Source organism: Sphaerotilus sulfidivorans, assembly GCF_013426975.1.
GTDB classification, from domain to species: domain Bacteria; phylum Pseudomonadota; class Gammaproteobacteria; order Burkholderiales; family Burkholderiaceae_C; genus Sphaerotilus; species Sphaerotilus sulfidivorans.
Genome location: NZ_JACCPY010000001.1, coordinates 72,643 through 94,741, shown reverse-complemented (window position 1 = coordinate 94,741; position 22,099 = coordinate 72,643). Strand labels below are relative to the sequence as shown.

At 69.7% G+C, this 22,099-nt stretch carries 25 protein-coding genes; 19 read left to right on the top strand and 6 right to left on the bottom strand.

Features of this window, described 5'->3' with window-relative positions; all coding sequences use genetic code 11:
• Positions 1 to 197: 197 nt before the first annotated feature.
• Both ahpF and ahpC read right to left on the bottom strand, forming a co-directional pair.
• Entirely contained in the window at positions 198 to 1,778 is a 1,581-nt protein-coding gene (gene ahpF, locus HZU84_RS00400) for an alkyl hydroperoxide reductase subunit F (RefSeq protein WP_149502913.1), read from the bottom strand.
• A 195-nt stretch (positions 1,779 to 1,973) separates the two neighbouring features.
• Entirely contained in the window at positions 1,974 to 2,549 is a 576-nt protein-coding gene (ahpC, locus tag HZU84_RS00395; protein ID WP_149502914.1) for an alkyl hydroperoxide reductase subunit C, read from the bottom strand.
• 219 nt (positions 2,550 to 2,768) lie between these two features.
• Here ahpC and fur point away from each other — a divergent pair, with 219 nt between their 5' ends.
• The 4 genes from fur (at position 2,769) to HZU84_RS00375 (ending at position 5,909) form a co-directional block, all read left to right on the top strand.
• The gene (gene fur, locus HZU84_RS00390) at positions 2,769 to 3,236 is read left to right on the top strand and encodes a ferric iron uptake transcriptional regulator (RefSeq protein ID WP_149502915.1); all 468 of its coding nucleotides are present in this window, start codon (positions 2,769 to 2,771) and stop codon (positions 3,234 to 3,236) included.
• A gap of 81 nt (positions 3,237 to 3,317) precedes the next feature.
• The gene (hemP, locus tag HZU84_RS00385; protein WP_149502916.1) at positions 3,318 to 3,503 is read left to right on the top strand and encodes a hemin uptake protein HemP; all 186 of its coding nucleotides are present in this window, start codon (positions 3,318 to 3,320) and stop codon (positions 3,501 to 3,503) included.
• Between the two features lie 186 nt (positions 3,504 to 3,689).
• On the top strand, positions 3,690 to 4,529 hold the full coding sequence (locus HZU84_RS00380; RefSeq protein WP_149502917.1) for a hypothetical protein: 840 nt from the start codon (positions 3,690 to 3,692) through the stop codon (positions 4,527 to 4,529).
• Between the two features lie 42 nt (positions 4,530 to 4,571).
• A complete protein-coding gene (locus tag HZU84_RS00375; RefSeq protein ID WP_149502918.1) occupies positions 4,572 to 5,909 on the top strand; it encodes a DUF2325 domain-containing protein in 1,338 nt (445 codons plus the stop codon).
• Here HZU84_RS00375 and HZU84_RS00370 read toward each other — a convergent pair.
• The gene (locus tag HZU84_RS00370; protein WP_180692723.1) at positions 5,891 to 7,063 is read right to left on the bottom strand and encodes a GNAT family N-acetyltransferase; all 1,173 of its coding nucleotides are present in this window, start codon (positions 7,061 to 7,063) and stop codon (positions 5,891 to 5,893) included. The genes HZU84_RS00375 and HZU84_RS00370 overlap by 19 nt on opposite strands.
• Before the next feature lie 342 nt (positions 7,064 to 7,405).
• Between HZU84_RS00370 and HZU84_RS00365 the strand changes: the two genes are divergently transcribed.
• The 10 genes from HZU84_RS00365 (at position 7,406) to HZU84_RS00320 (ending at position 16,477) form a co-directional block, all read left to right on the top strand.
• Positions 7,406 to 9,709, top strand: a complete 2,304-nt coding sequence (locus HZU84_RS00365) for a TonB-dependent receptor (protein WP_149502920.1) — start codon at positions 7,406 to 7,408, stop codon at positions 9,707 to 9,709.
• 19 nt (positions 9,710 to 9,728) lie between these two features.
• A complete protein-coding gene (locus HZU84_RS00360; RefSeq protein ID WP_149502921.1) occupies positions 9,729 to 10,427 on the top strand; it encodes a Fe2+-dependent dioxygenase in 699 nt (232 codons plus the stop codon).
• 5 nt (positions 10,428 to 10,432) lie between these two features.
• Positions 10,433 to 11,179, top strand: a complete 747-nt coding sequence (locus HZU84_RS00355; protein WP_149502922.1) for an energy transducer TonB — start codon at positions 10,433 to 10,435, stop codon at positions 11,177 to 11,179.
• Between the two features lie 197 nt (positions 11,180 to 11,376).
• Positions 11,377 to 12,111 (top strand): MotA/TolQ/ExbB proton channel family protein, encoded by a 735-nt coding sequence (locus HZU84_RS00350; RefSeq protein WP_149505166.1) that lies wholly within the window; start codon positions 11,377 to 11,379, stop codon positions 12,109 to 12,111.
• Between the two features lie 24 nt (positions 12,112 to 12,135).
• The gene (locus HZU84_RS00345; RefSeq protein WP_149502923.1) at positions 12,136 to 12,552 is read left to right on the top strand and encodes an ExbD/TolR family protein; all 417 of its coding nucleotides are present in this window, start codon (positions 12,136 to 12,138) and stop codon (positions 12,550 to 12,552) included.
• Positions 12,549 to 13,646 carry an alpha-hydroxy acid oxidase gene (locus HZU84_RS00340; protein ID WP_149502924.1) on the top strand — a complete coding sequence of 366 codons (1,098 nt, stop codon included), beginning with the start codon at positions 12,549 to 12,551 and terminating at the stop codon, positions 13,644 to 13,646. The genes HZU84_RS00345 and HZU84_RS00340 overlap by 4 nt, the downstream gene beginning before the upstream one ends.
• A gap of 87 nt (positions 13,647 to 13,733) precedes the next feature.
• Positions 13,734 to 14,402 carry a LuxR C-terminal-related transcriptional regulator gene (locus tag HZU84_RS00335; protein WP_149502925.1) on the top strand — a complete coding sequence of 223 codons (669 nt, stop codon included), beginning with the start codon at positions 13,734 to 13,736 and terminating at the stop codon, positions 14,400 to 14,402.
• Between the two features lie 37 nt (positions 14,403 to 14,439).
• The gene (locus HZU84_RS00330) at positions 14,440 to 15,294 is read left to right on the top strand and encodes a phosphate/phosphite/phosphonate ABC transporter substrate-binding protein (RefSeq protein WP_149502926.1); all 855 of its coding nucleotides are present in this window, start codon (positions 14,440 to 14,442) and stop codon (positions 15,292 to 15,294) included.
• A 69-nt stretch (positions 15,295 to 15,363) separates the two neighbouring features.
• Positions 15,364 to 15,933 (top strand): dCTP deaminase, encoded by a 570-nt coding sequence (gene dcd / locus HZU84_RS00325; RefSeq protein WP_149502927.1) that lies wholly within the window; start codon positions 15,364 to 15,366, stop codon positions 15,931 to 15,933.
• A 169-nt stretch (positions 15,934 to 16,102) separates the two neighbouring features.
• Positions 16,103 to 16,477, top strand: coding sequence for a DUF1801 domain-containing protein (locus tag HZU84_RS00320; protein ID WP_149502928.1), 375 nt, complete (start codon positions 16,103 to 16,105; stop codon positions 16,475 to 16,477).
• Positions 16,478 to 16,513: 36 nt separating this feature from the next.
• Here the strand turns inward: HZU84_RS00320 and HZU84_RS00315 are convergent, their stop codons facing one another.
• The 3 genes from HZU84_RS00315 to flgA all read right to left on the bottom strand — a co-directional run bounded on the left by HZU84_RS00315 (position 16,514) and on the right by flgA (position 18,247).
• Positions 16,514 to 16,876, bottom strand: coding sequence for a hypothetical protein (locus HZU84_RS00315; RefSeq protein ID WP_149502929.1), 363 nt, complete (start codon positions 16,874 to 16,876; stop codon positions 16,514 to 16,516).
• A 57-nt stretch (positions 16,877 to 16,933) separates the two neighbouring features.
• The gene (gene flgM, locus HZU84_RS00310; RefSeq protein WP_149502930.1) at positions 16,934 to 17,293 is read right to left on the bottom strand and encodes a flagellar biosynthesis anti-sigma factor FlgM; all 360 of its coding nucleotides are present in this window, start codon (positions 17,291 to 17,293) and stop codon (positions 16,934 to 16,936) included.
• Between the two features lie 279 nt (positions 17,294 to 17,572).
• Positions 17,573 to 18,247, bottom strand: coding sequence for a flagellar basal body P-ring formation chaperone FlgA (flgA, locus tag HZU84_RS00305; RefSeq protein ID WP_244954429.1), 675 nt, complete (start codon positions 18,245 to 18,247; stop codon positions 17,573 to 17,575).
• A gap of 255 nt (positions 18,248 to 18,502) precedes the next feature.
• Here flgA and flgB point away from each other — a divergent pair, with 255 nt between their 5' ends.
• Genes flgB through flgF form a run of 5 tightly spaced genes read left to right on the top strand, consistent with a single transcriptional unit; the run spans position 18,503 to position 22,067 of the window.
• Complete coding sequence (flgB, locus tag HZU84_RS00300; RefSeq protein ID WP_149502932.1) at positions 18,503 to 18,913, top strand: flagellar basal body rod protein FlgB; 411 nt, start codon at positions 18,503 to 18,505, stop codon at positions 18,911 to 18,913.
• Positions 18,913 to 19,323, top strand: coding sequence for a flagellar basal body rod protein FlgC (gene flgC / locus HZU84_RS00295; RefSeq protein WP_149502933.1), 411 nt, complete (start codon positions 18,913 to 18,915; stop codon positions 19,321 to 19,323). The genes flgB and flgC overlap by 1 nt, the downstream gene beginning before the upstream one ends.
• Positions 19,324 to 19,349: 26 nt before the next feature.
• Complete coding sequence (locus HZU84_RS00290) at positions 19,350 to 20,039, top strand: flagellar hook assembly protein FlgD (RefSeq protein WP_149502934.1); 690 nt, start codon at positions 19,350 to 19,352, stop codon at positions 20,037 to 20,039.
• Positions 20,040 to 20,082: 43 nt separating this feature from the next.
• The gene (gene flgE / locus HZU84_RS00285; RefSeq protein WP_149502935.1) at positions 20,083 to 21,306 is read left to right on the top strand and encodes a flagellar hook protein FlgE; all 1,224 of its coding nucleotides are present in this window, start codon (positions 20,083 to 20,085) and stop codon (positions 21,304 to 21,306) included.
• Between the two features lie 32 nt (positions 21,307 to 21,338).
• Positions 21,339 to 22,067, top strand: a complete 729-nt coding sequence (gene flgF, locus HZU84_RS00280) for a flagellar basal-body rod protein FlgF (protein WP_149502936.1) — start codon at positions 21,339 to 21,341, stop codon at positions 22,065 to 22,067.
• Positions 22,068 to 22,099: the final 32 nt, after the last annotated feature.

Genomic DNA, 22,099 nt, shown 5'->3' with positions numbered 1-22,099 from the left:
ATGATTCGGGCAGAGGGTCGGGTCGTCTGAACCCCCCGGAACGGGGCCGGGGATCCATCACGCTTATCGACCTGTGCGCCGGCAGTCTGAGCGTTTCGTGATCGGGGTCACGTTCTTTCAGATCTGCGCGCTCTCTGCCCGGCCGCACCTGCAGCCGGCCGGCTCGCCGGCATCGCGAGCCAGGGGGGGCAGGGGGGTCAGCCGGCCACGCTGCTGCGGATCAGGTGGTCGAAGGCGCCCAGCGAGGCCTTCGCGCCTTCGCCCATCGCGATGATGATCTGCTTGTAGGGCACCGTGGTCACGTCGCCGGCGGCGAACACGCCCGGCACCGAGGTCTGGCCGTGGCTGTCGACGATGACCTCGCCGCGCGGGCTCAGCTCGACCGTGCCCTTGAGCCAGTCGCTGTTGGGCAGCAGGCCGATCTGCACGAAGATGCCTTCCAGATCGACGCGGCGCAGCTCGCCGCTGACGCGGTCCTTGTACGACAGGCCGTTGACCTTCTGGCCGTCGCCGTGCACCTCGGTGGTCTGCGCCGACATCAGGATCGTGACGTTCGGCAGGCTGCGCAGCTTGGTCTGCAGCACCGCGTCGGCGCGCAGCTTCGAGTCGAACTCGATCAGCGTCACATGGGCCACGATGCCGGCCAGATCGATCGCCGCCTCGACGCCCGAGTTGCCGCCGCCGATCACCGCGACGCGCTTGCCCTTGAAGAGCGGGCCGTCGCAGTGCGGGCAGTAGGCCACGCCCTTGGTGCGGTATTCCGCCTCGCCGGGCACGTTCATCGAGCGCCAGCGCGCGCCGGTCGAGATGATCACGCTCTTGCTGCGCAGGCTGGCACCGTTCTCGAGCTTGACCTCGATCAGGCCGCCCGGCGCGGCCGCCGGAACCAGGGCGGTGGCGCGCTGCAGGTTCATGATGTCCACGTCGTATTCCTTGACGTGCTGCTCCAGCGCGGCGGCGAGCTTCGGCCCCTCGGTCTCCTTGACCGAGATGAAGTTCTCGATGCCCAGGGTGTCGAGCACCTGGCCGCCGAAGCGCTCGGCCGCCACGCCGGTGCGGATGCCCTTGCGGGCGGCGTAGATGGCCGCCGCCGCGCCGGCCGGGCCGCCGCCGACCACCAGCACGTCGAACGCCTCCTTGGCCGAGAGCTTCTTCGCCTCGCGGTCGGCCGCGCCGGTGTCGATCTTGGCCAGGATCTCGCCCAGCTCCATGCGGCCGCTGGCGAACATCTCGCCGTTCAGGAACACGCAGGGCACGCCCATGATCTGGCGCGACTCGACCTCGGCCTGGAACATCGAGCCTTCGATGGTGGTGTGGCGGATCTTCGGGTTCAGCGCCGCCATCAGGTTGATCGCCTGCACCACGTCCGGGCAGTTGTGGCAGGTCAGGGACATGTAGGTCTCGAAGACCAGTTCCTGCGCCGGCTCGAGCGCCTTGATCTGCTCGATCAGGTCGGCCTCGACCTTGGCCGGGTAGCCGCTGGTCTGCAGCAGCGCCAGGATCAGCGAGGTGAACTCGTGGCCCATCGGCAGGCCGGCGAAGCGCACGCCGGTGTCAAGGCCAGCCAGGGTGATCTGGAAGGAGGGCAGGCGCTCGCCGGCGGTCGAGCCGCTGCGCACGCTCAGGCGGCCGGCCGGCGCGACCGAGGCGATGTCGGCGACCAGTTCGAGCATCTGGCGCGAGTTCTCGCCGTCGTCGGCGAAGGTGACGATCTCGATCGGCTGCACCAGGCGCTCGAGGTAGCCCTTCAGTGCGGTCTTGAGGTTGCTGTCCAGCATGGTGGGTGCTCCTTGAGAGGGGGGTGGGGTACGGGCGTGTCAGGCCGGAAGGGCTGCAGGCTCTGCAATCCTTCGGGTCCGTCGGCGAGGGGTTGAGGTCTTTTTTGGGGCCCCGGGGATCGAGGCGAGCGGGCGGGAGCGAGAACCGGTCCCGCCCGAGGCCTGCCCCGGCGAGGGGCAGGCACGGCAGCAGGATCAGATCTTGCCGACCAGGTCCAGCGACGGGGCCAGGGTGGCGGCGCCTTCCTTCCACTTGGCCGGGCAGACCTGGCCGGGGTTGGCGGCGGTGAACTGGGCGGCCTTCAGCTTGCGCAGGGTTTCCGACACGTCGCGGGCGATCTCGTTCGAGTGCACTTCAGCGGTCTTGATGACGCCTTCCGGATTGATCACGAAGGTGCCGCGCAGCGCCAGGCCTTCTTCCGGGATGTGCACGCCGAAGGCGTTGGTCAGGGTGTGGGTCGGGTCGCCCACCAGCGGGAACTTGGCCTTGCCGACCGCCGGCGAGGTCTCGTGCCACACCTTGTGCGAGAAGTGGGTGTCGGTGGTGACGATGTAGACCTCGGCGCCGGCGGCCTGGAAGGCGGCGTAGTTGTCGGCGGCGTCCTCGATCTCGGTCGGGCAGTTGAAGGTGAACGCGGCCGGCATGAAGATCAGGACCGACCACTTGCCCTTCAGGCTCTCCTCGGTGACCTCGATGAACTCGCCCTTGCCGGCGCGGTTGACGAAGGCGGTGGTCTTGAACGGCTGGACCGGGGTGTTGATCAGGGACATGAATCGCGCTCCTCGAGCTGGGTTGATGGATCGACAGGTGTCTGGGTGCGGTGCGGGCCGGCTGCACCGGCCGGGAACTGCAGCACCGACGGGATGAATCTTAGGCTCGACCCGGTACATAGTGCCAATTGACTGTTTTTTTGTTTCAGATAGCCATTTGCTATTCAAGATCGCTGTCGACGGCTTTTCGCTATTAATGGGAATGATTATCATGACTGCATGAACCATGACGACAACCTGCGCATTCACGGCCTGAAGGCGACGCTGCCGCGGATGAAGGTGCTCGATGTGCTGCGCGAGGAGCGCGCGCATCTGAGCGCCGACGAGATCCATCGCCGGCTGCTGCTCCAGGGGGAGGACATCGGCCTGGCCACCGTCTATCGGGTGCTGGGCCAGCTCGAGCAGGTCGGCATCGTGCGCCGCAATGTGTTCGATGCCGGTCGGGCGGTGTACGAGATCGAGCACGGCGGCCATCACGACCATCTGGTGTGCGTGCACTGCGGCCGTGTCGAGGAGTTCTTCGATCCGCAGATCGAGGCGCTGCAGCATGAGGTGGCGCGCAGCCGCGGCTTCTCGCTGGTGGAGCACCGGCTGGCGATGTTCGGCATCTGCGGCGGCTGCAGCCAGGAGCGTCCCGGCATCGGGACCGCGCGCCGGCGTCCGCCGGGTGGGGGCACGATCGGCTGAGGCCCTGGCGAGATTTTTCTTGCATATAAGAATCGTTCTCATTAATATCGAGCCATGATCACTTCCGCACTCCCCCAGCCGATGTCCCACGAACGCGCCGATGCCCGCATCCTGGCCAGCTCGGGTGTCGGGCCGGCCCAGCCGTCGGCGCCGCGCCTGTCGAGCCGCGATCTGCTGGGCCCGGCCCGCGAGGTCGAGATCGAGCATGAGGGCATGCTGTACCGGCTGCGTGTCACCGCGCTGGGCAAGCTGATCCTGACGAAGTGAAGTGATGAAGTGACCGGATCGGCGACAAGAGTCGCCGGTCCTCGAATGAGGGTGGCAGAACGGTCCTGGCGGTCCGCCTGCCTTTTGTCTGCGCCAGCCAGCCTGTCACCAGGGAACCCGGCCGGGTTCCTGCCAGCCCGCGCTTTTTTCTCCCGATGAATCCTGTCGTCGGTCCGAGGAGTCGCGATGGAAAGAGGGCCTGAGGAGGTGGTGCTGCGCGCGGTGCGGCTGCCTGAGGACATGCCCGGGCTGTTCGACCGGATCGAGGCCTTCGGTCCGGCCCGGCTCGGCTGCGGCGACGCGAGCTGCCGCATCGAGGTCGATGCGCGGTGGTGCCGGGTGCCGGCGTCGGCCCGACGGCTGGCGCTGGTGGCGGCGGACTCGCCGCAGTGCTTGCCCGCCCGGCTCGAGGCCGACCCGCGGCGCTGGGCCCGGGGCTTTGCGCTCGAGATGCTCTCGCCGCGCGGTGCCGTCTGGCGCCGGCTGCAGTTCCATGATGTGTGCGGGCAGACGGTGCTGACGCTGGAATGGCGCTCGCCCGTGCCGACCCTGGCCTGGGAGAGTCTGCTGGCCTGCGGCAGCGAAGGCCTGGCCTGGACGGCGCCGACGGGCTTCGATGCGCATCCCGCCGCTGGGGTGCCTGTCGATCCGGCCTGGCGCCAGGGCTGCGACATCGAGGTCCTGCACCAGATCCTGAACGAGGCCCGGTTGCAGCGGCTGGCGCTGCAGGCCGAGGTGGGTGGCGAGGCCGCCCGCCTGCAGATCGGCTTCATGCCGGAGCAGGTCGCGCTGTGCATGCGACGGCGGCGGCTGACGGTGCGGGGCGAGGCGCGGCTCTGGCAGCTCGACGAGATGCGGCTGGCCCGTCTGGAGCTGGTCGGCCATGCCAGCGCCCGGGGGCTGCACCAGCGACTGGAGCTGGGCGGGCCTGGTGGCGAGCTGCTGGCGCGTCTCGGTCCGGCGGCAAGCGCCGGCCGGGGCGATCCCTGCGGCTGGCGCCTGGCGCTGCAGCAGGCGCTGAACTGAGACGAGCTGAACTGAGACGAGCAGAAACGCGGGATCGATTCGATGTGCCAGACCTCCTCTTCCACCCCGCTGAGCGATCTGCTGCGCCGCGGCTTCGCGGCGTCCGATGACGCGGCGGGCTCCGACCTGGCTCGCGCGGTCGCCCGCCAGGTCCAGGCCAGAGCCGGTGCGGCCACGGAGCCCGTGCCGGTCGAGCGCTCGTCCCGGCGCCGGCGGCTCTGGGAGCTGCCGCGCAATGTCTTCTGTCCGGTGCTGGGCACCTGCCTGACGATCGACCGGCTGCGCCGGCTGACGGCGGCGGTGCTGCCCGACTGCGCGGCCGTCGACGACTACGAGCTGCACTGCCGCGCCATCGCCGAGAGCGCGCGCCGCAGCGAGCTGTCCGAGCGGCTGCAGCGCGAGCTCGACACCCGCTTCGAGCGGGCGGTGCGCCAGTCGCGTGCCATCAAGGGCCATGCGGCGCTGGTCGCGCACTGGCGCCAGGCCTGCGCGGGCAGCGAGGTGGCCGCGGCGCTGTGGGTCACGCTGACCCATCCCGACTGCGATGCCGCGCTCGAGGAACAGGTGCAGCGCGACATCCACATGCTGCAGCATCAGGCCGGCGTGGGCGTGCGCGCCGACGTGCAGCGCCTGGACGCGCTGCAGCGCGAGAACGGCACGCTGGGCCGCGAGCTGGCCGCCGCGCAGCAGCGCACCACCCAGATGCTGGCCGAGAAGTCGGCACAGATCGAGCGCCAGCAGGCCGAGCTGGTGCGGCTGCGCGCGCGGCTGATCACCCGCGACACCACCATCGACGACTTGCGCGCCCAGGTCGCGCAGCTCGAGGACGCGTCCCCCTCGCTGCGCAGCCGCCAGGCGATGGCGCGCCAGATCGAGCAGCAGCAGGCACGCATCCGCGAGCTGGAGATGCGGCTGCAGGGCAGCCGTCGTCAGTGGCAGACGCCACGGCCGACCGAGCGGGCCGATGCCGGCCGGCCGGTGCCGTCGCCGGTGGTGGCCGTGCCGGTCGCGGCGGTCCCGCCCGGTGGTGCGGTGCTGGTCGCCGAGGATCTGCGCGACAAGGCGGTGCTCTGCGTGGGCGGCCGCACCGCCAGCGTGCCGGTCTACCGGCAGCTGGTGGAGGTGCGCGGCGCACGTTTCCTGCACCATGACGGCGGCGAGGAGGATGCCGCCGGCCAGCTCGATGCGCATCTGGCGGCGGCCGATCTGGTGATCTGCCAGGCCGGCTGCATCAGCCACAACGCCTACTGGCGGGTGAAGGACCACTGCCGGCGCACCGGCAAGCAGTGCGTCTTCGTCGACCGGCCGAGCGCCAGCGGTCTGGTGCGCGGGCTGGAGCAGGCCATCTCGACGGCTGCGGCTCAGGTGCCGTCGAACTGAGTCCGGGTCGGCAGGCCCGAGCTGGCCGCCGGCTCGTCCGGAGTCGCGGCCGTGCGGGCGCGGCGCTGGTCGCGCCACTGCATCAGGCGGCCCAGCAGCCGGCCGTCCCAGCCCGGCATGGTCAGCGTGAGGTGATCGACCTCGGCCAGCTGCGGCTTCCACAGATGCGCCCATGACGGATGGGTGACCAGGCTGAGCCGGTCGAGATCCGGGTCGGCGCAGCTGCGCTCGATGATGCGCATCATCAGCAGATGGCCGGGCGCGATCGCCGAGAAGGCTTCGTCGTAGCCGATCTTCAGCAGGTTGAGCTGCCGCCCGCTCCGCAGCGCGAACTGGGCCGCGACGGTGCGGCCGTCGAGCGTCAGCCGGTGGATGCGGCACTGGCCGCGTGCGCCGAAGTCGCGCACCAGCGCGCGGTAGAAGCCGACCAGCCGCGCATCGTCGCGGATCGCCGAGCCGCTGCGGCCCTTCCAGCCGGAGGCCTCGATGTCGAGGAAATGCGTCAGCGCCTCCTCCAGCGCCGCGGGCGTGTCGGCCACCTCCAGCGCGACCTGGCCTTGGCTGTCGGCGCGACGGCCGAGCCGGCGCAGGTTCTGCCGGAAGGAGCGCTGCACCCGCGCCAGCGCCTGCTCGATGTCGCCACTGCAGTCCAGCCAGGCCGATTCGCTGCGGTGCACCCGGCGCATCGTGCTGCCAGCGGGCAGGGCCTCGGCGGCCGGGGCGAGTTCATGGATCACCGCCGGCAGCTGCAGCGCGCTGCAGCGCAGCGTGCGCTGCCTGAGCAGCGCCTGCAGCATCGCGGGCCAGCGCGAGGGGCCGCCGGCCAGCTCGGTCAGCACCATGTGCGGGCCCTGGATCATCGTCCACTGCGGCAGCAGCCGCGCCAGCGGGCAGGCATGCGGCACCAGCGGCAGCACCGCGACCAGCTCGCCGTGGTGGCGCAGCGCCAGCAGCCGCAGCCCGTCCGGCTCGGTGCAGATCGATGCCAGCCAGGCGCCGATCCAGTCCGGATGCTGGAAAGGGCTGGTCTGCGCCGGCGTCTGCGTCTCCACCAGCCGCCGCCACTCCGGCGCGAGCTGCGCGAAGCCGCTGCGGCCTTGCAGGATCTCCAGTCCGTTGCGGGTCGACGAGGAGGCGTTCAGGGGCGTGGGCATGGTGTGCGGGAACTGCATGGGGGAAAGGGCACCTGTGCGAAGCATGCACCGATCTGGCGGCAATCTTTTTGCGACTCATTCTTACTAATGTTATTTTTGTGTCGGATGTGATCTGACGCACGTTCAAAGGTCTCGACTTCTTCTTTGCCCATGATCTGTTGCTCTTTGGCGACGGTTTTGCCTTCTGCAGCGCCTGCGCTCCAGCAAGATCAAGAAGGGTTGCAGTCAAAATAATAAGAATCGTTATCATTAATGAACTGACGATGACACCCAGCCGCGAGCCAGGCAGATCGTCGATGCATCGCGCTCTCCCCAACGACTTCACTGCATCAGGACTCCGACATGGCTCGCCGTCGTTCCCGCTCCGTTGCTGCGCCAGCAGCTCCCGCAACCCGTCCTTCTCTGGCCCAGGCGCTGCCGCTGGGCGCGCTGGCCGCCGGCTTCGGCCTGGCCTGCCTGGCGCCGCAGGTGCTGGCCCAGCAGGCGCCTGCCGCCGCCACCGAGCCGGCTGCCGCCGAGGTCTCGACGCTGCGCAAGATCACCGTCAAGGGCAAGAAGGACGAGGAGCGCGGCAAGGACAGCCTGCAGGCCACCACCACCACCATCGGCAAGGGCCGGCAGGAACTGCGCGACGTGGCGCAGTCGGTCACCGTGGTCACCGAGAAGCTGATCGACGATCGCAATCTCGACACGATGAAGGATGTGCTGAAAAACACCGCCGGCATCAGCTTCCTGGCGGCCGAAGGCGGCGAGGAGGACATCCGCCTGCGCGGCTTCCCGCTGCAGTCGACCGGCGACGTCTTCGTCGACGGCATGCGTGATCCGGCCTTCTACGACCGCGATACCTTCTTCCTGGATCGTCTGGAGTTGCTGCGTGGCTCGGCGTCGATGATGTTCGGCCGGGGTTCGACCGGCGGCGCGGTCAACCAGGTCACCAAGACCCCGCGTCTGATCAACGAGAACCAGGTCGATGTGACCGTCGGCAGCCACAGCTACCTGCGGGTGGTGGGCGACTTCAACATCCGCACTGGCGACAGCTCGGCGCTGCGTCTGGGCGTGATGGACACCCAGGCCGACAACAACGGCGCCGGCTCGTCGATCAACAAGACCGGCCTGGCCGGCACCTACCGCACCGGCATCGGCGAGAAGGACGAGTTCACGCTGTCCTTCTACCATCTGGACAACGACAACGGCATGAACTACGGCCTGCCGTGGGTCCGCCCGACCGCGACGTCCGCCGTCGGCACGACCACGCTGCTGCCGGTCGATCCGAGCGCCTACTACGGCATGACCAGCGACCGCAACCAGGGCGAGGCCACCACCGTCGGCTTCGGTCATGTGCACCGCTTCTCGCCGACGATGGAGCTGAACACCAAGGTGCGCATCGGCGACTACGACCGCAACCAGCGCGCCTCGACCGTGCGTCTGGCGGCGGCGACCCTGCAGCCCGGCGGCGTCGCGGCCAGCCTGGCCAACTTCAGCAATGCGACGGTGCTGACCCGCGGCACGCAGCTGAAGGTGCAGAACGTGCGCAACATCTATGCGCAGACCGACTTCAGCGGCAAGTTCGAGGGCCTGGGCGTCAGGCACGAGGTGCTTGCCGGTGCCGACTACGCGCTGGAGAAGAAGAAGGTCTACGCGCAGGTGACCGCGGCCCAGGGCGGCGTGGTGCCGACCAAGGCCACCACCACCGTCGGCGCCGACAGCGGCAGCGGCTGGGTCGACGAGAGCCTGCGCAGCTTCCGCACCGGCAACGAGTACGTCTCGCGCGGCGTGGGCTTCTATGCCCAGGATCTGGTGCAGGTCGCGCCGATGTGGAAGGTGCTGGTCGGTGCCCGCTACGACCGACTGGATGGCGACTACGACATCTACACCGTGCCGACCGCCTCGCTGAGCCCGGTCACCACCACCAGCTACAAGATGGAAGTTTCGGAGTGGAGCAAGCGCGCCGGCGTGATCTTCCAGCCGAGCGAGCGCATGTCCTTCCATCTGACCGGTGCGACCTCGTTCAACACCTCGGGTGATGCCTACTCGCTGAGCGCGGGCAACGCTGCGGTGCCGCCGGAGCAGTCGATCAACGCTGAGTTCGGTGGCTACCTGACCTCGGCCGACGGCAACTTCACCGGCCGCTTCGCGATCTTCCGCACCACCAAGCTGCATGAGCGCAACACCGATCCGGACAGCGCGCTGGTCACGCTGTCGGGCAAGCGCCATGTGGCGGGCGCCGAGATCGACCTGTCGGGCCGCCTGACGCCGGCGTGGGAAGTCTTCGGCTCGTACATGTGGCTGCCGGTGGCCAACATCGATGTCGGCGTGGCCGGCTCGGAAGGCCAGGGCACCCGTCCGTCGCTGACGCCCAAGCACAGCGGCACCATCTGGACCACCTACCAGCTGACCCCGAAGGTGCGTGTCGGTGGCGGCCTGAACGCCCGCAGCAGCCAGACCCCGAACCGCAACCCCGGCTGGGCCGCACCGAAGTTCATCACCGGCGACCTGATGGCCGAGTACAAGGTCAGCGAGGACTTCACCGTCAAGGCCAATGTCAGCAACGTGACCAACAAGCTGTATGCGGATTCGCTGTACTCCGGCCACTATGTGCCGGGTGCCGGCCGCCTGATCCAGGTCACCGGCTCGCTGAAGTTCTGATCGGAAAGGGCCGGGCGCCATGCTGATCCGCATTCCCGCCGTGCTCGATGCCGCGGCACTCGCGCAGGCCCGGCGCCTGCTGGCCGATGCGCCGTGGAGCGACGGCGCGGTCACCGCCGGCGCCCAGGCCCTGACCGTCAAGAACAACGAGCAGCTGCCGGTCGGCAGCGCGGTGGCGCAGGCGCTGCAGGGGCTGATCCTGTCGGCGCTCGACCGCCACCCGCTGTTCTTCTCGGCGACGCTGCCCAAGCGGGTCTTTCCGCCGATGTTCAACCGCTATGGCGGGCGGACCAACACCTACGGCGCCCATGTCGACAACGCGGTGCGCTATGTGCCGGCGCGCGGCGGCCTGCCGCCCGAGCGGGTGCGCACCGACATCAGCTGCACGCTGTTCCTGGCCGATCCGGCCGACTACGACGGCGGCGAGCTGGTGATCGACGACACCTATGGCGAGCAGCGCGTCAAGCTGGCCGCCGGCGACATGGTCGTCTATCCCGGCACCAGCGTGCACCGGGTCGAGCCGGTGACGCGCGGCCACCGTGTCGCCAGCTTCTTCTGGGTCGAGAGCATGGTGCGCAGCGACGAGCAGCGCCGCCTGCTCCACGACATGGACCGCCACCTGATGCACCTGCGCAGCACCGTCGGCGAGACCGATGCCGGCGTGGTCGGCCTGACCGGCTCGTACCACAACCTGCTGCGCCTGTGGGCTGACACCTGAACCCGATGGACACCACCGCACCCCTTCCGCCGGCACCGCTGCCGCCGCTGCACCTGGGCAGCGCCTCGCCCGATGCGCTGGGCCCGGGCGCGCGCCGCGTGCTGGTCGGCTCGATGCTGGGCGCGCATCTGCTGGCCGGCTGGGCCCTGCTGCAGGTGCCTGCCGTGCGCGAGGCCGCCGCCGAGATGGCGCCGATGATGGTCGACCTGATCGCGCCGACCCCCGAGGCGCCGAAGCCGCCGCCTCCGCCCCAGCCGCGCCCGAAGACCCCGCCGCCGCCGCCCGCACCGGTGCTGGCGGCCAAGCCGCCGCCGCTGCCGGTGCCGCAGCCGGCCTTCGTCGCGCCGCCGCCACCGGCCGAGCCGCCGCCGCTGCCCGCGCCGGAAGCGCCGCCGGTGCCGCCCGCGCCCCCGGCACCGCCGGCTCCTCCTGCACCGCCGACGCCGCCGGCGCCCGCACCGGCGGCGCCGCGCACCGTGGTGCTGACCGACAGCGACTGGGTGCGGGTGCCCGAGATCGAGTACCCGCTGGCCTCGCGCCGGCTCAAGGAGGAGGGCACCGTGATCGTGCGCGCGCTGATCGACACCCGCGGCGCGCCGAAGCAGGTGCTGCTGCAGCGCTCCTCCGGCCATGCCCGCCTCGACCAGGCGGCGCTGCGTGCGGCGATGGGCGCCCGCGTCAAGCCGCGCACCGAGAACGGCGTGCCCTTCGAGTTCTGGATCGCGATGCCGCTGGCCTTCGAGCTGGAGTGAGGGCGCCTGCCCGATCGCATCCGGAAACATGAACACGAACCGAACACGAACACGAACAGACTGAAACGGAAGCTCCGATGAACCCGTCCACGACCGATACCGCGGCCTCGGCCGCCACGCTGGCCGCCTCGGCGGCCGATGCCGCTGCCGCCACCGCCACCCAGGCGGTCGCCCAGACCGCCGCTGCCGGCCAGGCCATGGGCTTCGGCCACTTCATCGCCCAGGCCGACTTCGTCGGCAAGGCGCTGCTGGGCGTGCTGGTGCTGATGTCGGTGGCCTCCTGGGCCCTGATCATCATCAAGGGCCTGTCGCAGTTCATCCGCCGTCGTCGCAGCGAGAAGTTCCTGAACTTCTTCTGGAATGCCCGCTCGCTCGACGAGGTGGATGCAGAGATCCGCGCCCATGGCGTGCAGGATCCCTTCGGCCACCTGGCCGCGCATGCGATCCATGCCCAGGCCCACCACGCCAAGTACGGCGCGGCCAAGCTGCAGGAGGCCGGCACCGGCCAGGAATTCGTCACCCGCACCATCAAGAAGGTGCTCGACGAGGAGACCACCCGGCTGGAGAACGGCCTGACGCTGCTGGCCACCGTCGGCGCGACCGCGCCCTTCGTCGGCCTGTTCGGCACCGTCTGGGGCGTCTACCACGCGCTCCTGGCCATCGGCATGAGCGGTGCGGGCACGCTGGACAAGGTCGCCGGTCCGGTCGGCGAGGCGCTGATCATGACCGGCATCGGTCTGGCGGTGGCGATTCCGGCGGTCATCGCCTACAACGCCTTCAACCGTGGCAACCGGGTGCTCAATGCCAAGCTCGACGCCTTCGCCTTCGAGCTGCTGACCTTCCTGTCGACCGGCTCGACGCTGGCCGACAACGGCCGCGATCGTGGCGCCGAGGCCGGTGCGGTGCGCCCGCTGCGTCCGGCTGCGGCCTGATCGCGCGGAACCGGGAGAACCGACATGGCCTTCGCCAGTTTCGACCGACAGTCCTCCGGCGCCCCGGTGTCGGAGATCAACATGGTGCCGCTGATCGACGTGATGCTGGTGCTGCTGGTGATCTTCATCGTCACCGCGCCGCTGCTGACGCATTCCGTCAAGCTGCAGCTGCCGCAGGCCACCAGCCAGGAGAACCTGCCGGTGCCCGACAAGATCGAGTTCGCCATCGATGCCGAGGGCCAGCGCTACTGGAACGGCGAGCGCGTCAGCCGCGAGGAGGCGGCCCTGCGCTTCCAGGCCGAGGGACTCAAGCCGGTGCAGCCCGAGATCCATCTGCGCGCCGACCAGGACGTGCCTTACCGCCATGTCGCGCAGACGTTGGCCGATGCGACGAAGGCCGGCCTGAGCAAGGTCGGCTTCGTCAGCCAGCCCGAGCCGTGACGCCGCCGGTGGCGCTGCCGGTCGCCTTGCCCGACTATGCCGCCGCTGCTGCCGAGCGGCTGGAGGCCCAGGCCCGCGCCTATTTCGACGGCGGCGCGGCCGACGAGCTGACGCTGGCGGCCAATCTGCGCGCCTGGCAGCAGATCGGGCTGCAGTCGCGGGTGCTGCGCCCGATGGCCGGTGCGCACACCCGGGTCGAGCTGCTCGGGCGCACGCTGGCGCATCCGGTGCTGCTGGCGCCGGTGGCCTACCAGCGCCTGGCGCATCCGGAGGGCGAACTCGCCACCGCGCAGGCGGCGGCCGCGCTGCAGGCGGGCATGGTGCTCAGCACCCAGTCGAGCGTGCCGGTCGAGGCGGTGGCGCACATCATGCGCCGCGATCCGGACTCGGGGCCGCTGTGGTTCCAGGTCTACATCCAGCCCGACCGAGACTTCACGCTGGCGCTGGTGCGCCGTGCCGAAGCGGCCGGCTGCGAGGCGCTGGTGCTGACGGTGGACGCCCCCGTCAGCGGCGCGCGCGACCGCGAGCGCCGCACCGGCTTCCGGCTGCCGCCGGGCGTGCGTGCGGTGCATCTGGAGGGCCTGCGCCCGCCGCCGGCACCGGCGCTGCTGCCCGGCCAGAGCGCACTCTTCGACGGCCTGCTGGCCGCCATGCCGACCTGGGACGATGTGGCCTGGCTGGTCGGGCACACCCGGCTGCCGGTGCTGCTCAAGGGCATCACGCATCCGGAGGATGCGCGTCTGGCGCGCGAGTCGGGCGCCGCAGGCCTGGTCGTCTCCAACCACGGCGGGCGCACGCTCGACACCCTGCCGGCCACCGCCGAGCTGCTGCCGCGCATCGTCGCGGCGGCGGACGGGCTGCCGGTGCTGGTCGACGGCGGCATCCGCCGTGGCACCGATGTGCTCAAGGCGCTGGGCCTGGGCGCGTCTGCGGTGCTGGTGGGCCGCCCGCAGGTGCACGCGCTGGCGGTGGCCGGCGCGCAGGGCGTGGCGCACATGCTGCGCCTGCTGCGCGACGAGCTGGAGATCGCGATGGCGCTGACCGGCTGCCGCTGCCTGGCCGAGGCAGCCGACGCGCTGTCACCACACCGGTGACAGCACGGAGGGCGGCACAGGCGCCTGCAAGCTGAACGCAGGCCGGCTTGGCTATAGTCGGGGCTCCTCCGATTCGCTGGCCGCTGCATGAAGGCTCTCCTCGTCGACGATCACACGCTGTTCCGCTCCGGCCTGATGATGCTGCTGTCCGCCCGTTTTCCCGAGGTGGAGATGCGCGAGGCCGGCGGCGTGCGCGAGGCGCTCGAGCGCCTGCAGGCCGAGCCCGACATCGAGCTGGTGCTGCTCGATCTGGGCGTCTCCGACAGCCAGGGCCTGTCGACGCTGCGCCAGCTGCGTGCGGTGTCCGACGAGCTGACCATCGTGGTGATGTCGGCCACCGATGACGCCGAGACCATGATCGCCGCGCTCAACGAGGGCGCGGCGGGCTTCATCCCGAAGACCACCCGGGGCGGCGGCGTCGAGAGTGCGCTGCGGGTGGTGCTGGGCGGGGGCGTCTACCTGCCGCCAGCGGTCTACAACGCGGTGGCGCCTGCGCCGGTGGCCTCGGTGCCCTCGGTGTCGCAGGACGCGCGCAATGCCGAGATCATCGACCGGCTCGGCCTGTCGCCGCGTCAGGTCGACGTGCTGCGGCTGCTGGCGGCCGGGCAGTCGAACAAGATCATCTGCCGCGAGCTCGATCTGGCCGAGTCCACCATCAAGACGCATCTGCTGGCGCTGTTCCGCAAGCTCGACGTGGGCTCGCGCACCGAGGCGGTGGTCACCGCGGCGCGGCTGGGGCTGCGTTTTCCCCACTGAGACGAACCGAACCGGCCCGACACGAGGAGCGATCGCCATGAACCGATTCCTGCTGCGCTGGGGCGCCAGCCTGCTGCTGGCCGGCCTGACCGGCGCCGCCGCCGCGCAGAGCGTGCTGCGCATCAGTGCAGCGCCCGACGGCCGCACGCCGGAGCAGCAGGCCGAGCAGTTCGAGCCGCTGGGCGAGTACCTGTCGAAGCGGCTGAAGACCCGCGCCCAGTGGGTGCCGTTCAAGACCGAGGCGCAGCTCTCGGCCGCGCTGCTGGCCCGCAAGGTCGACCTGGCCTGGATTCCGGCCGGCACGCTGGTGATGCTGCAGGCGCAGGCGCCCGGCCAGGTGCTGCCGCTGGTGCAGCGTGACGAGGATGCGCGCAGCCGCTCGGTCATCGTCGTGCGCGCCGATTCGGCCCTGCGCAAGCCGCAGGACCTGAAGGGGCGCACGCTCGGCTTCGGGCCGGTCAGCAGCGCCGCGGCGCACCTGATGCCGCGCGCGGCGCTGCTGGCGGCCCGGATCGAGCCCGGCCGCGATTTCAAGGTCAGCCATGCGCAGAGCGAGGACGCGGTGCTGCAGGCACTGCAGGCCGGTCAGGTCGACGCGGCGGCGTTCTCCCAGTCCACCTGGGAGGGCTGGAGCGCGGCCGCGCGCGTCGATGCTCGCCAGTGGCGGGTGCTGATGAGCACCGAGCCCCGCGCCGACCGCTCGCTGAGCGTGCGCGGCGATTTCGGCGAAGGCCACCGCAACGCGATCGCGGCGGCCTTCCTGGCGCTGGAGGCGGTGCCCGGCGGCAAGGACATCCTGCGCAGCCACGGCACCCGCCGCTTCGTGCTGGCGCCGCCCGAGGCCTTCGATCCGGTGCGCGATGCGGCCCGGCAGGCCGGGCTGATCCGCTGAGCGGCCGATGCCGGCCTGTCGCCTGGGCATAGAATCACGCCCCGTTTCCCCCTCCGACCCCGAGTCCGTATGAGCATCAAGAGCGACAAGTGGATCCGCCGCATGGCAGATCAGCACGGCATGATCGAGCCGTTCGAGCCGTCCCAGGTGCGCTTCGCTCCGGACGGCCACAAGATCGTCAGCTACGGCACCTCGAGCTACGGCTACGACATCCGCTGCGCCGACGAGTTCAAGATCTTCACCAACGTGCATTCCACGGTGGTCGACCCGAAGAACTTCGACGAGAAGAGCTTCGTCGACTTCAAGGGCGAGGTCTGCATCATCCCGCCCAACAGCTTCGCGCTGGCGCGCACGGTCGAGTATTTCCGCATCCCGCGCAGCGTGCTGACCGTCTGCCTGGGCAAGAGCACCTACGCGCGCTGCGGCATCATCGTCAACGTCACGCCCTTCGAGCCCGAGTGGGAAGGCTATGTGACGCTGGAGTTCTCCAACACCACGCCGCTGCCGGCCAAGATCTACGCCGGCGAGGGCTGCGCGCAGGTGCTGTTCTTCGAGTCCGACGAGATCTGCGAGACCAGCTACCGCGACCGCGGCGGCAAGTACCAGGGCCAGACCGGCGTCACGCTGCCGCGCACCTGAGCGCCCATGGGGGATTGCCCCGGTCCGTTTCCGGGGCGCTTTGCTAACATCGAACGGCTGTTCGTCCCATCCCGTCAATGCGGGTCGGGCGTGAAACCCTGCCGCATCGCGGCACCACGGACGAGGCGCATCCGCTCCCCCAGACATTCCGCCGCGACGGAATTCCTCCATGCGACATCTTGTCCGGCCCGCCGCACTGGTGGCCAACTTCTTCGACATGCTGCCGCCTGCGCAAGTCGCGACGGCAACCGCGATCCAGCAGGCGGTGATCGCTGCCGAGCCTGATCTGGCCCAGACGGTGCGCTGGGGCAATCTGATGTTCCTGTATCGCGGCAGCAACCTGATGGCGATGGCGCTGCACAAGGGCCAGGCGCATCTGCAGGTGCTCAACGGGGCGGAGCTGATGATGCGCTTTCCCCAGCTCGACGGCGTCGGCCGGGGCATGCGCATCCTGAAGTTCCGCTACAGCCAGCCGGTCGACGCCTTGCTGATCGGCGAGGTGGTGCGGGCCTCGCTCGGCCTGCTGCAGGCCGTTGCGCGCTGACTTCCCGTCGCTTCCTGTGACGACCCGGCCTCTGGCTCAGGCGCTGTAGCTGCGTCGGACCGGATCCTGTTCCTCGCCGGCCAGCACCGCCACCGCCCGGTCGACCGGCGCACGGCTGCGCTGCAGGCGCGCCAAGGCTTCGCGCACGCGGCCCGAGGCCTGGCTCAGCCGGTCGCGCATCGCTGTCGACAGCCGGCCCTGACGGGCCGCCGGGGTCAGCGTGTCCATCGTGCAGGCCAGCAGTTCATGCAGGCGCCGGGCCTGCGGCTCGATGCGAGCATGGTCCTGAAGCCTCAGCGCATGCTCGAGCAGCGCGATCTCGCGCTCGAGGCGGCCCATCAGCGCTTCGGGTGACAGGGCGTTCGGGGCGGGAGGCGGGGTGTGTCGTGAAGAGTTCATGGTCGACGGGGTCTCGCGTTGGCGGTCGCCGCGGCGAGCGGGCAGGGCGCCCTGTCCTCAGCGACCGGTTCCGATCTGGCCCAGCAGATCCTGGGCATTGGCCAGCAGCTTGTCGGCGATGGCTTCCGCATTGATGCGGTAGACACCGTCGGAAATGGCCTGGCGCATGCGCTGCACCTTCTCGGTGTCGAACTCCGCATTCGCGTCGGCCATGCCACCCTCGCGCAGCGCGGCGCTGGTCTCGGACATCTGCACGTTGGTGCTGCTGTCCGGGGCATCGGCCGGCGTGCCGCTGGTCGGAGCCGGAGGCGTGGCATCACGCGGTGCGGCCTCCTGCCGGACGGGCGGGGCCGTTGGATTGACCGCCGCCAGGGCTGGCGCCGGGGTGTTCAGGGGATTGCTGTTGCCGATCTTCATCACGTACTCCTGCAGACCTTGGGTGGTCCTTGTTCCGGGTGTCGAGCATTCGACTGCCAGAACACAACCCCTGTGTCGTGGCGTGTGACCGAATTCTCGCAACCTCTGTGTCAAGTTGGGTATCGGTCTGCCCGCCGGTCACTTTAGCCGGAGCGTGGAGAAGTTGTATCTGCTTGTGTATCAAATCTGCGTGAAGATGCACTTCAGGTCCGTGGGCCATCCCGGGCTCCGCAAGCCAGGGATGGCCGTCTCGTTCGGCATCACGGCGGATCTTGCGGCTCATGAGCGCACCTCGACGCGACGCTCGCCGGCAGGCCATCCGGTCACGATCTTGCCGGAAGGGGTGCGCACCCGGACCGCCTGTCCGTCCAGGCCGTTCGACAGGGCCTGGGCCTCGGTGCTGGCCGAGAAGCCTTCGCCCACATAGACCAGCGTGACCGTCTCGCCGGCGGCGAACCACTGGCGCACGCGCAGGTGCTGCGGGCGCAGCGGGGTGCCGGGCGGCAGCGTGGCGGCGAGCAGCCGTCCGACCAGCAGCTGCGGATCGCGGAACACCGGCGCTGCGGCGCTGGCGATGTCGACCTCGCGGATCTGTAGGTCCTCGGCACGGATCTCGGCGCCGGCCTGTAGCGGTCCGACGTTCACCACCGCCGGGCTCCAGACCCGCACGGTGACCGGCAGGAAGACATTCCAGTTCACCGGTCCGTCGGTGCAGCGCAGGCCCACGCGGGTGCGGCCCCAGGCGGTCGAGCCGGTCGGCAGGTAGGGTTCGATGCGCCGGCATGGCGCCAGCTTCAGGCGGGCATCGAGCTGTCCGGGCTCGATCTCGATGCGCACATCGGCGGGCAGCGCGGCGGCACCGCCACGGGCCAGTTCCATCAGCTGCTGCATGGGAATTGGCGTCGGTGCGTCGGCGTGCGCCGGCAGCGCCAGCGCCTGCATCAGCAAGGCCACCGCCGCGAGCGTCCGTGCCCCGGCCAGAGCCAGGCGTGGCGCGGTGCACCGGGCAGACGGTGCAGGCCGAGGCGCAGCGAGGGCAGCAGAGGGGGACGGTGACTCGATCATGACACGCCACTGTAGGTTGCGCCCCGGGCGTTCCAGTGCCCAAGATGGGGCGCACGCGTCGGCCTTTTCCGGTGAGCGCGGTCCCGGGGGGGCATCAAGAATGCCGCCAGATCCCCGAACCCCGACCCCGATGCCGAGGATGTCATGCTGAACCGTCTCGACAGCTCGCTGGGCTTCCAGTCCCAGGCCCTGCTGCTGCGCGCCGAGCGCCAGCGGCTGATCGCGAGCAACATCGCCAATGCCGACACGCCCGGCTACCAGGCGCGCGATCTCGACTTCGCCACCGCGCTGCGTCAGGCCACCGGCGGCTCCACGGTGCCTGCGGTGGCGATGGCCGGCACCAGCGAGCGCCACCTCGGTATCGGCCGGTTGCCCGCCACACGTGAGGCCTCGCTGCTGTACGCGCTGCCGAGCCAGACCAACCTCGACGGCAATTCCGTCGACATGGACCGCGAGCGTGCCAGCTTCGCCGACAACGCGGTCAAGTACGAGGCCTCGCTGCGCTTCATCAACGGCAGCGTGCGCACCATGCTCGATGCCATCAAGGGGCAATGATGTCTCTGCTCAGGATCTTCCATGTCTCCGGCAGCGCGGTCAGCGCGCAGAGCCAGCGGCTCAACACCGTCTCGTCCAATCTCGCCAATGCCGACACCGTGGCCGGCCCGGACGGCAAGAGCTTCAAGGCCCGCCAGGTGGTCTTCCAGACCCTGCCGATGAGCGACGACGCCAGCAGCGTCGGCGTCAAGGTCTCGGCGGTGCGCGAGGACGACACGCCGGGCCGCCGCATCCACGACCCCGCCCACCCGAATGCCGATGCCGAGGGCTATGTGACCTTCAGCAACGTCAATCCGGTGGAGGAGATGGTCAACATGATCTCCGCCTCGCGTTCCTACCAGAACAACGTCGAGGTGATGAACACCGCCAAGTCCCTGCTGCTGAAGACGCTGCAGATGGGCCAGGGCTGAGGCTGACACCAGGCCGCAGGACCACCATGACCACCACCACTTCGTCGACCGCATCGTCCACCAGCGCGCTGGTCGCGCAGATCAACGCCAGCTCGTCAGGCAGCTCGAGCGGCACCGCCAGCACCACGAAGGCGATGTCGGACCAGTTCCTGAAGCTGCTGATCACGCAGATCCAGAACCAGGACCCGCTCAACCCGACCGACAACGCGCAGTTCACCAGCCAGCTCGCGCAGATCAACACCGTCTCCGGCCTCGAGAAGGTCAACGAGAGCATCTCGTCGATGTCGAGCCAGTTCCTGCAGATGCAGGCGATGCAGAGCGCCTCGCTGGTCGGGCGCTCGGTGATCGTGCCGGGCAACGCGCTGACGGTGTCCGACGGCAAGGCCACCGGCCAGTTCGAGCTGTCCAGCGCGGCCGACTCGGTCAAGGTCGATGTGCTCTCCAGCGCCGGGCGGGTGATCGACACCATCGACATCGGCGCCGAGACCTCCGGCCGCCACCAGTTCAGCTGGACGCCGGCCGAGGGCGTCGACACCACCGGCCTGCGCTTCCGCGTCAGCGCCACCCGGGGCACCGCCGCGGTGAGCAGCACCGCGCTGCAGAGCCAGCAGATCACCTCGGTGGCCGCCGGCAGCAGCGGCAGCGCCTCGATGAACCTGACGCTGAAGGACGGATCGACCGTCGCCTACAGCGCAGTGCGTGCCTTCGGCAGCTGAACCCGTCGTCTTCTCTCCCCGAATTTCCCCCCAGGAGTCCCCCATGAGCTTTCAGCAAGGCCTGTCGGGCCTGAACGCCACCAGCAAGAGCCTCGAGGTCATCGGCAACAACATCGCCAATGCCGGCACCTATGGCGCCAAGGCCGCGCGGGCCGAGTTCGCCGACCTCTATGCCCGTTCGCTCGGTGGCGCGAATGCGGCCGGCATCGGCGTGCAGGTGGCCAACATCGCACAGCAGTTCTCCCAGGGCGGCATCGTCTCGACCAACAACCTGATGGATGTGGCGATCAACGGCGACGGCTTCTTCCAGATGCAGGACACCAGCGGCCAGATGCTGTATTCGCGCAATGGCCAGTTCAAGCTCGACAGCGATGGCTTCATCGTCAACGGCGCCGGGCATCGCCTGCTGGGCTATCCGGTCGACAACGTCGGCAATCTGGTGACGCAGGTGCGCTCGCAGCTGCAGCTGCCCACCGTGGGCATCGCCCCGAAAGCCACCGAGGAGGTCAAGTTCGAGATGAACCTGGACTCGCGCAAGACCGCGGTGGCCGGTGCCATCGACTACGACGATCCGGCCACCTATCACAACGCCACCTCGGTGCGCATCTACGACGCCAAGGGCCAGCCGGTCGACGTGACGCTGTACTTCCAGAAGACCGGCACCGACAGCTGGAACATCTACACCACCGCACCGGACGTGAACGGCGACGGCACGCCCGAGCAGATCGACGTCTCGGCGGTGACCTTCGACTCCAACGGCCTGAATCCCAGCGTGACCGAGCTGACGCTGAACATTCCGGGGGGCGGTGCGGCCTACGATCCGATCAGCAACATCAAGCTCGACCTGTCCGGCCTGACCCAGTTCGGCGGCAACTTCGGCGTGACCGATGTCAGCCAGGACGGCTATGCGCCGGGCCAGCTGACCCAGCTCACCATCGAGGAGGACGGCGTCATCACCGCCCGCTACTCGAACAGCATGACCCAGACCGCCGGCCAGATCGAGCTGGCGAACTTCCGCAACCCGCAGGGCCTGAAGTCGATGGGCGGCAATGTCTGGGCCTCGAGCTTCGCCTCGGGCGATCCGATCGCCGGCGTGCCGGGATCGGCCACGCTGGGCCTGCTGAAGTCGGGGGCGCTGGAAGAGTCCAACGTCGACATGACCGCCGAGCTGGTCAACATGATCACCGTGCAGCGCCTCTACCAGGCCAATGCGCAGACGATCAAGACGCAGGATTCGGTGCTGCAGACGCTGGTGAGCCTGCGCTGAGCGGCCGGCCCATCCACTGAACGGAGCCGGCGATGGACCGCAGGATCTACCTCTCGATGTCGGGCGCGAAGGCGACGATGCAGCGCCAGGACGTGCTGGCCAACAATCTGGCCAATGTGTCGACCGCAGGCTTCCGCGAGGAGCTGCAGGCCTTCCGCGCGGTGCCGGTGCGCGGCGACGGCGCCACGACGCGGGCCTATGCGCTGGAGACCACGACCGGCTACAACCCGGCGCCGGGCCAGGTCATGGCCACCGGCCGCGCGCTCGACGTCGCGGCTCAGGGCAATGCCTGGTTTGCGGTCCAGGCGCTGGACGGCACCGAGGCCTACACCCGCGCCGGCGGCTTCGAGACCACCGCCGACGGCACGCTGGTGACCCGCTCCGGCGGCCTGCCGGTGATCGGCGAGGGCGGCCCGATCTCGATTCCCGCCAATGCCGAGGTCACGATCGGTGACGACGGCACCGTCGCGGCCAAGGTGCCGGGCGGCGCCTCGACCGCGGTCGGCCGGCTCAAGCTGGTGGTGCCGGAGGCCGCGCTCAAGCGGGGCGACGACGGCCTGTTCCGCGCCGAGGGCGGCGATCTGGCGGCCGAGCCGACCGCACGCGTCACCCAGGGCGCGCTGGAGGGCTCGAATGTCAGCGCCGTCGGCACGATGGTGGCGATGATCGCCGCCGCGCGCCAGTTCGAGGCCCAGACCAAGGCGATGCAGACCGCCGAGAAGGACGAGCAGCAGGCCCAGCAGCTGCTGTCGATGAACTGATCCCGAACGGATCCCGAACGGATCCCGAACGG

Excerpts from the sequence above, each read along its gene's own strand:
- HZU84_RS00315 (WP_149502929.1), bottom strand. The coding sequence starts at position 16,876 with ATGAACTCTTCACGACACACCCCGCCTCCCGCCCCGAACGCCCTGTCA.
- HZU84_RS00380 (WP_149502917.1), top strand. The coding sequence starts at position 3,690 with ATGGAAAGAGGGCCTGAGGAGGTGGTGCTGCGCGCGGTGCGGCTGCCT.
- HZU84_RS00375 (WP_149502918.1), top strand. The coding sequence starts at position 4,572 with ATGTGCCAGACCTCCTCTTCCACCCCGCTGAGCGATCTGCTGCGCCGC.
- HZU84_RS00355 (WP_149502922.1), top strand. The coding sequence starts at position 10,433 with ATGGACACCACCGCACCCCTTCCGCCGGCACCGCTGCCGCCGCTGCAC.
- HZU84_RS00330 (WP_149502926.1), top strand. The coding sequence starts at position 14,440 with ATGAACCGATTCCTGCTGCGCTGGGGCGCCAGCCTGCTGCTGGCCGGC.
- HZU84_RS00335 (WP_149502925.1), top strand. The coding sequence starts at position 13,734 with ATGAAGGCTCTCCTCGTCGACGATCACACGCTGTTCCGCTCCGGCCTG.
- HZU84_RS00370 (WP_180692723.1), bottom strand. The coding sequence starts at position 7,063 with ATGCCCACGCCCCTGAACGCCTCCTCGTCGACCCGCAACGGACTGGAG.
- fur (WP_149502915.1), top strand. The coding sequence starts at position 2,769 with ATGAACCATGACGACAACCTGCGCATTCACGGCCTGAAGGCGACGCTG.
- ahpF (WP_149502913.1), bottom strand. The coding sequence starts at position 1,778 with ATGCTGGACAGCAACCTCAAGACCGCACTGAAGGGCTACCTCGAGCGC.
- HZU84_RS00290 (WP_149502934.1), top strand. The coding sequence starts at position 19,350 with ATGACCACCACCACTTCGTCGACCGCATCGTCCACCAGCGCGCTGGTC.
- flgB (WP_149502932.1), top strand. The coding sequence starts at position 18,503 with ATGCTGAACCGTCTCGACAGCTCGCTGGGCTTCCAGTCCCAGGCCCTG.
- HZU84_RS00350 (WP_149505166.1), top strand. The coding sequence starts at position 11,377 with ATGGGCTTCGGCCACTTCATCGCCCAGGCCGACTTCGTCGGCAAGGCG.
- flgM (WP_149502930.1), bottom strand. The coding sequence starts at position 17,293 with ATGAAGATCGGCAACAGCAATCCCCTGAACACCCCGGCGCCAGCCCTG.
- flgF (WP_149502936.1), top strand. The coding sequence starts at position 21,339 with ATGGACCGCAGGATCTACCTCTCGATGTCGGGCGCGAAGGCGACGATG.
- HZU84_RS00360 (WP_149502921.1), top strand. The coding sequence starts at position 9,729 with ATGCTGATCCGCATTCCCGCCGTGCTCGATGCCGCGGCACTCGCGCAG.
- dcd (WP_149502927.1), top strand. The coding sequence starts at position 15,364 with ATGAGCATCAAGAGCGACAAGTGGATCCGCCGCATGGCAGATCAGCAC.
- HZU84_RS00320 (WP_149502928.1), top strand. The coding sequence starts at position 16,103 with ATGCGACATCTTGTCCGGCCCGCCGCACTGGTGGCCAACTTCTTCGAC.
- flgE (WP_149502935.1), top strand. The coding sequence starts at position 20,083 with ATGAGCTTTCAGCAAGGCCTGTCGGGCCTGAACGCCACCAGCAAGAGC.
- HZU84_RS00365 (WP_149502920.1), top strand. The coding sequence starts at position 7,406 with ATGGCTCGCCGTCGTTCCCGCTCCGTTGCTGCGCCAGCAGCTCCCGCA.
- ahpC (WP_149502914.1), bottom strand. The coding sequence starts at position 2,549 with ATGTCCCTGATCAACACCCCGGTCCAGCCGTTCAAGACCACCGCCTTC.
- hemP (WP_149502916.1), top strand. The coding sequence starts at position 3,318 with ATGTCCCACGAACGCGCCGATGCCCGCATCCTGGCCAGCTCGGGTGTC.
- flgC (WP_149502933.1), top strand. The coding sequence starts at position 18,913 with ATGTCTCTGCTCAGGATCTTCCATGTCTCCGGCAGCGCGGTCAGCGCG.
- HZU84_RS00345 (WP_149502923.1), top strand. The coding sequence starts at position 12,136 with ATGGCCTTCGCCAGTTTCGACCGACAGTCCTCCGGCGCCCCGGTGTCG.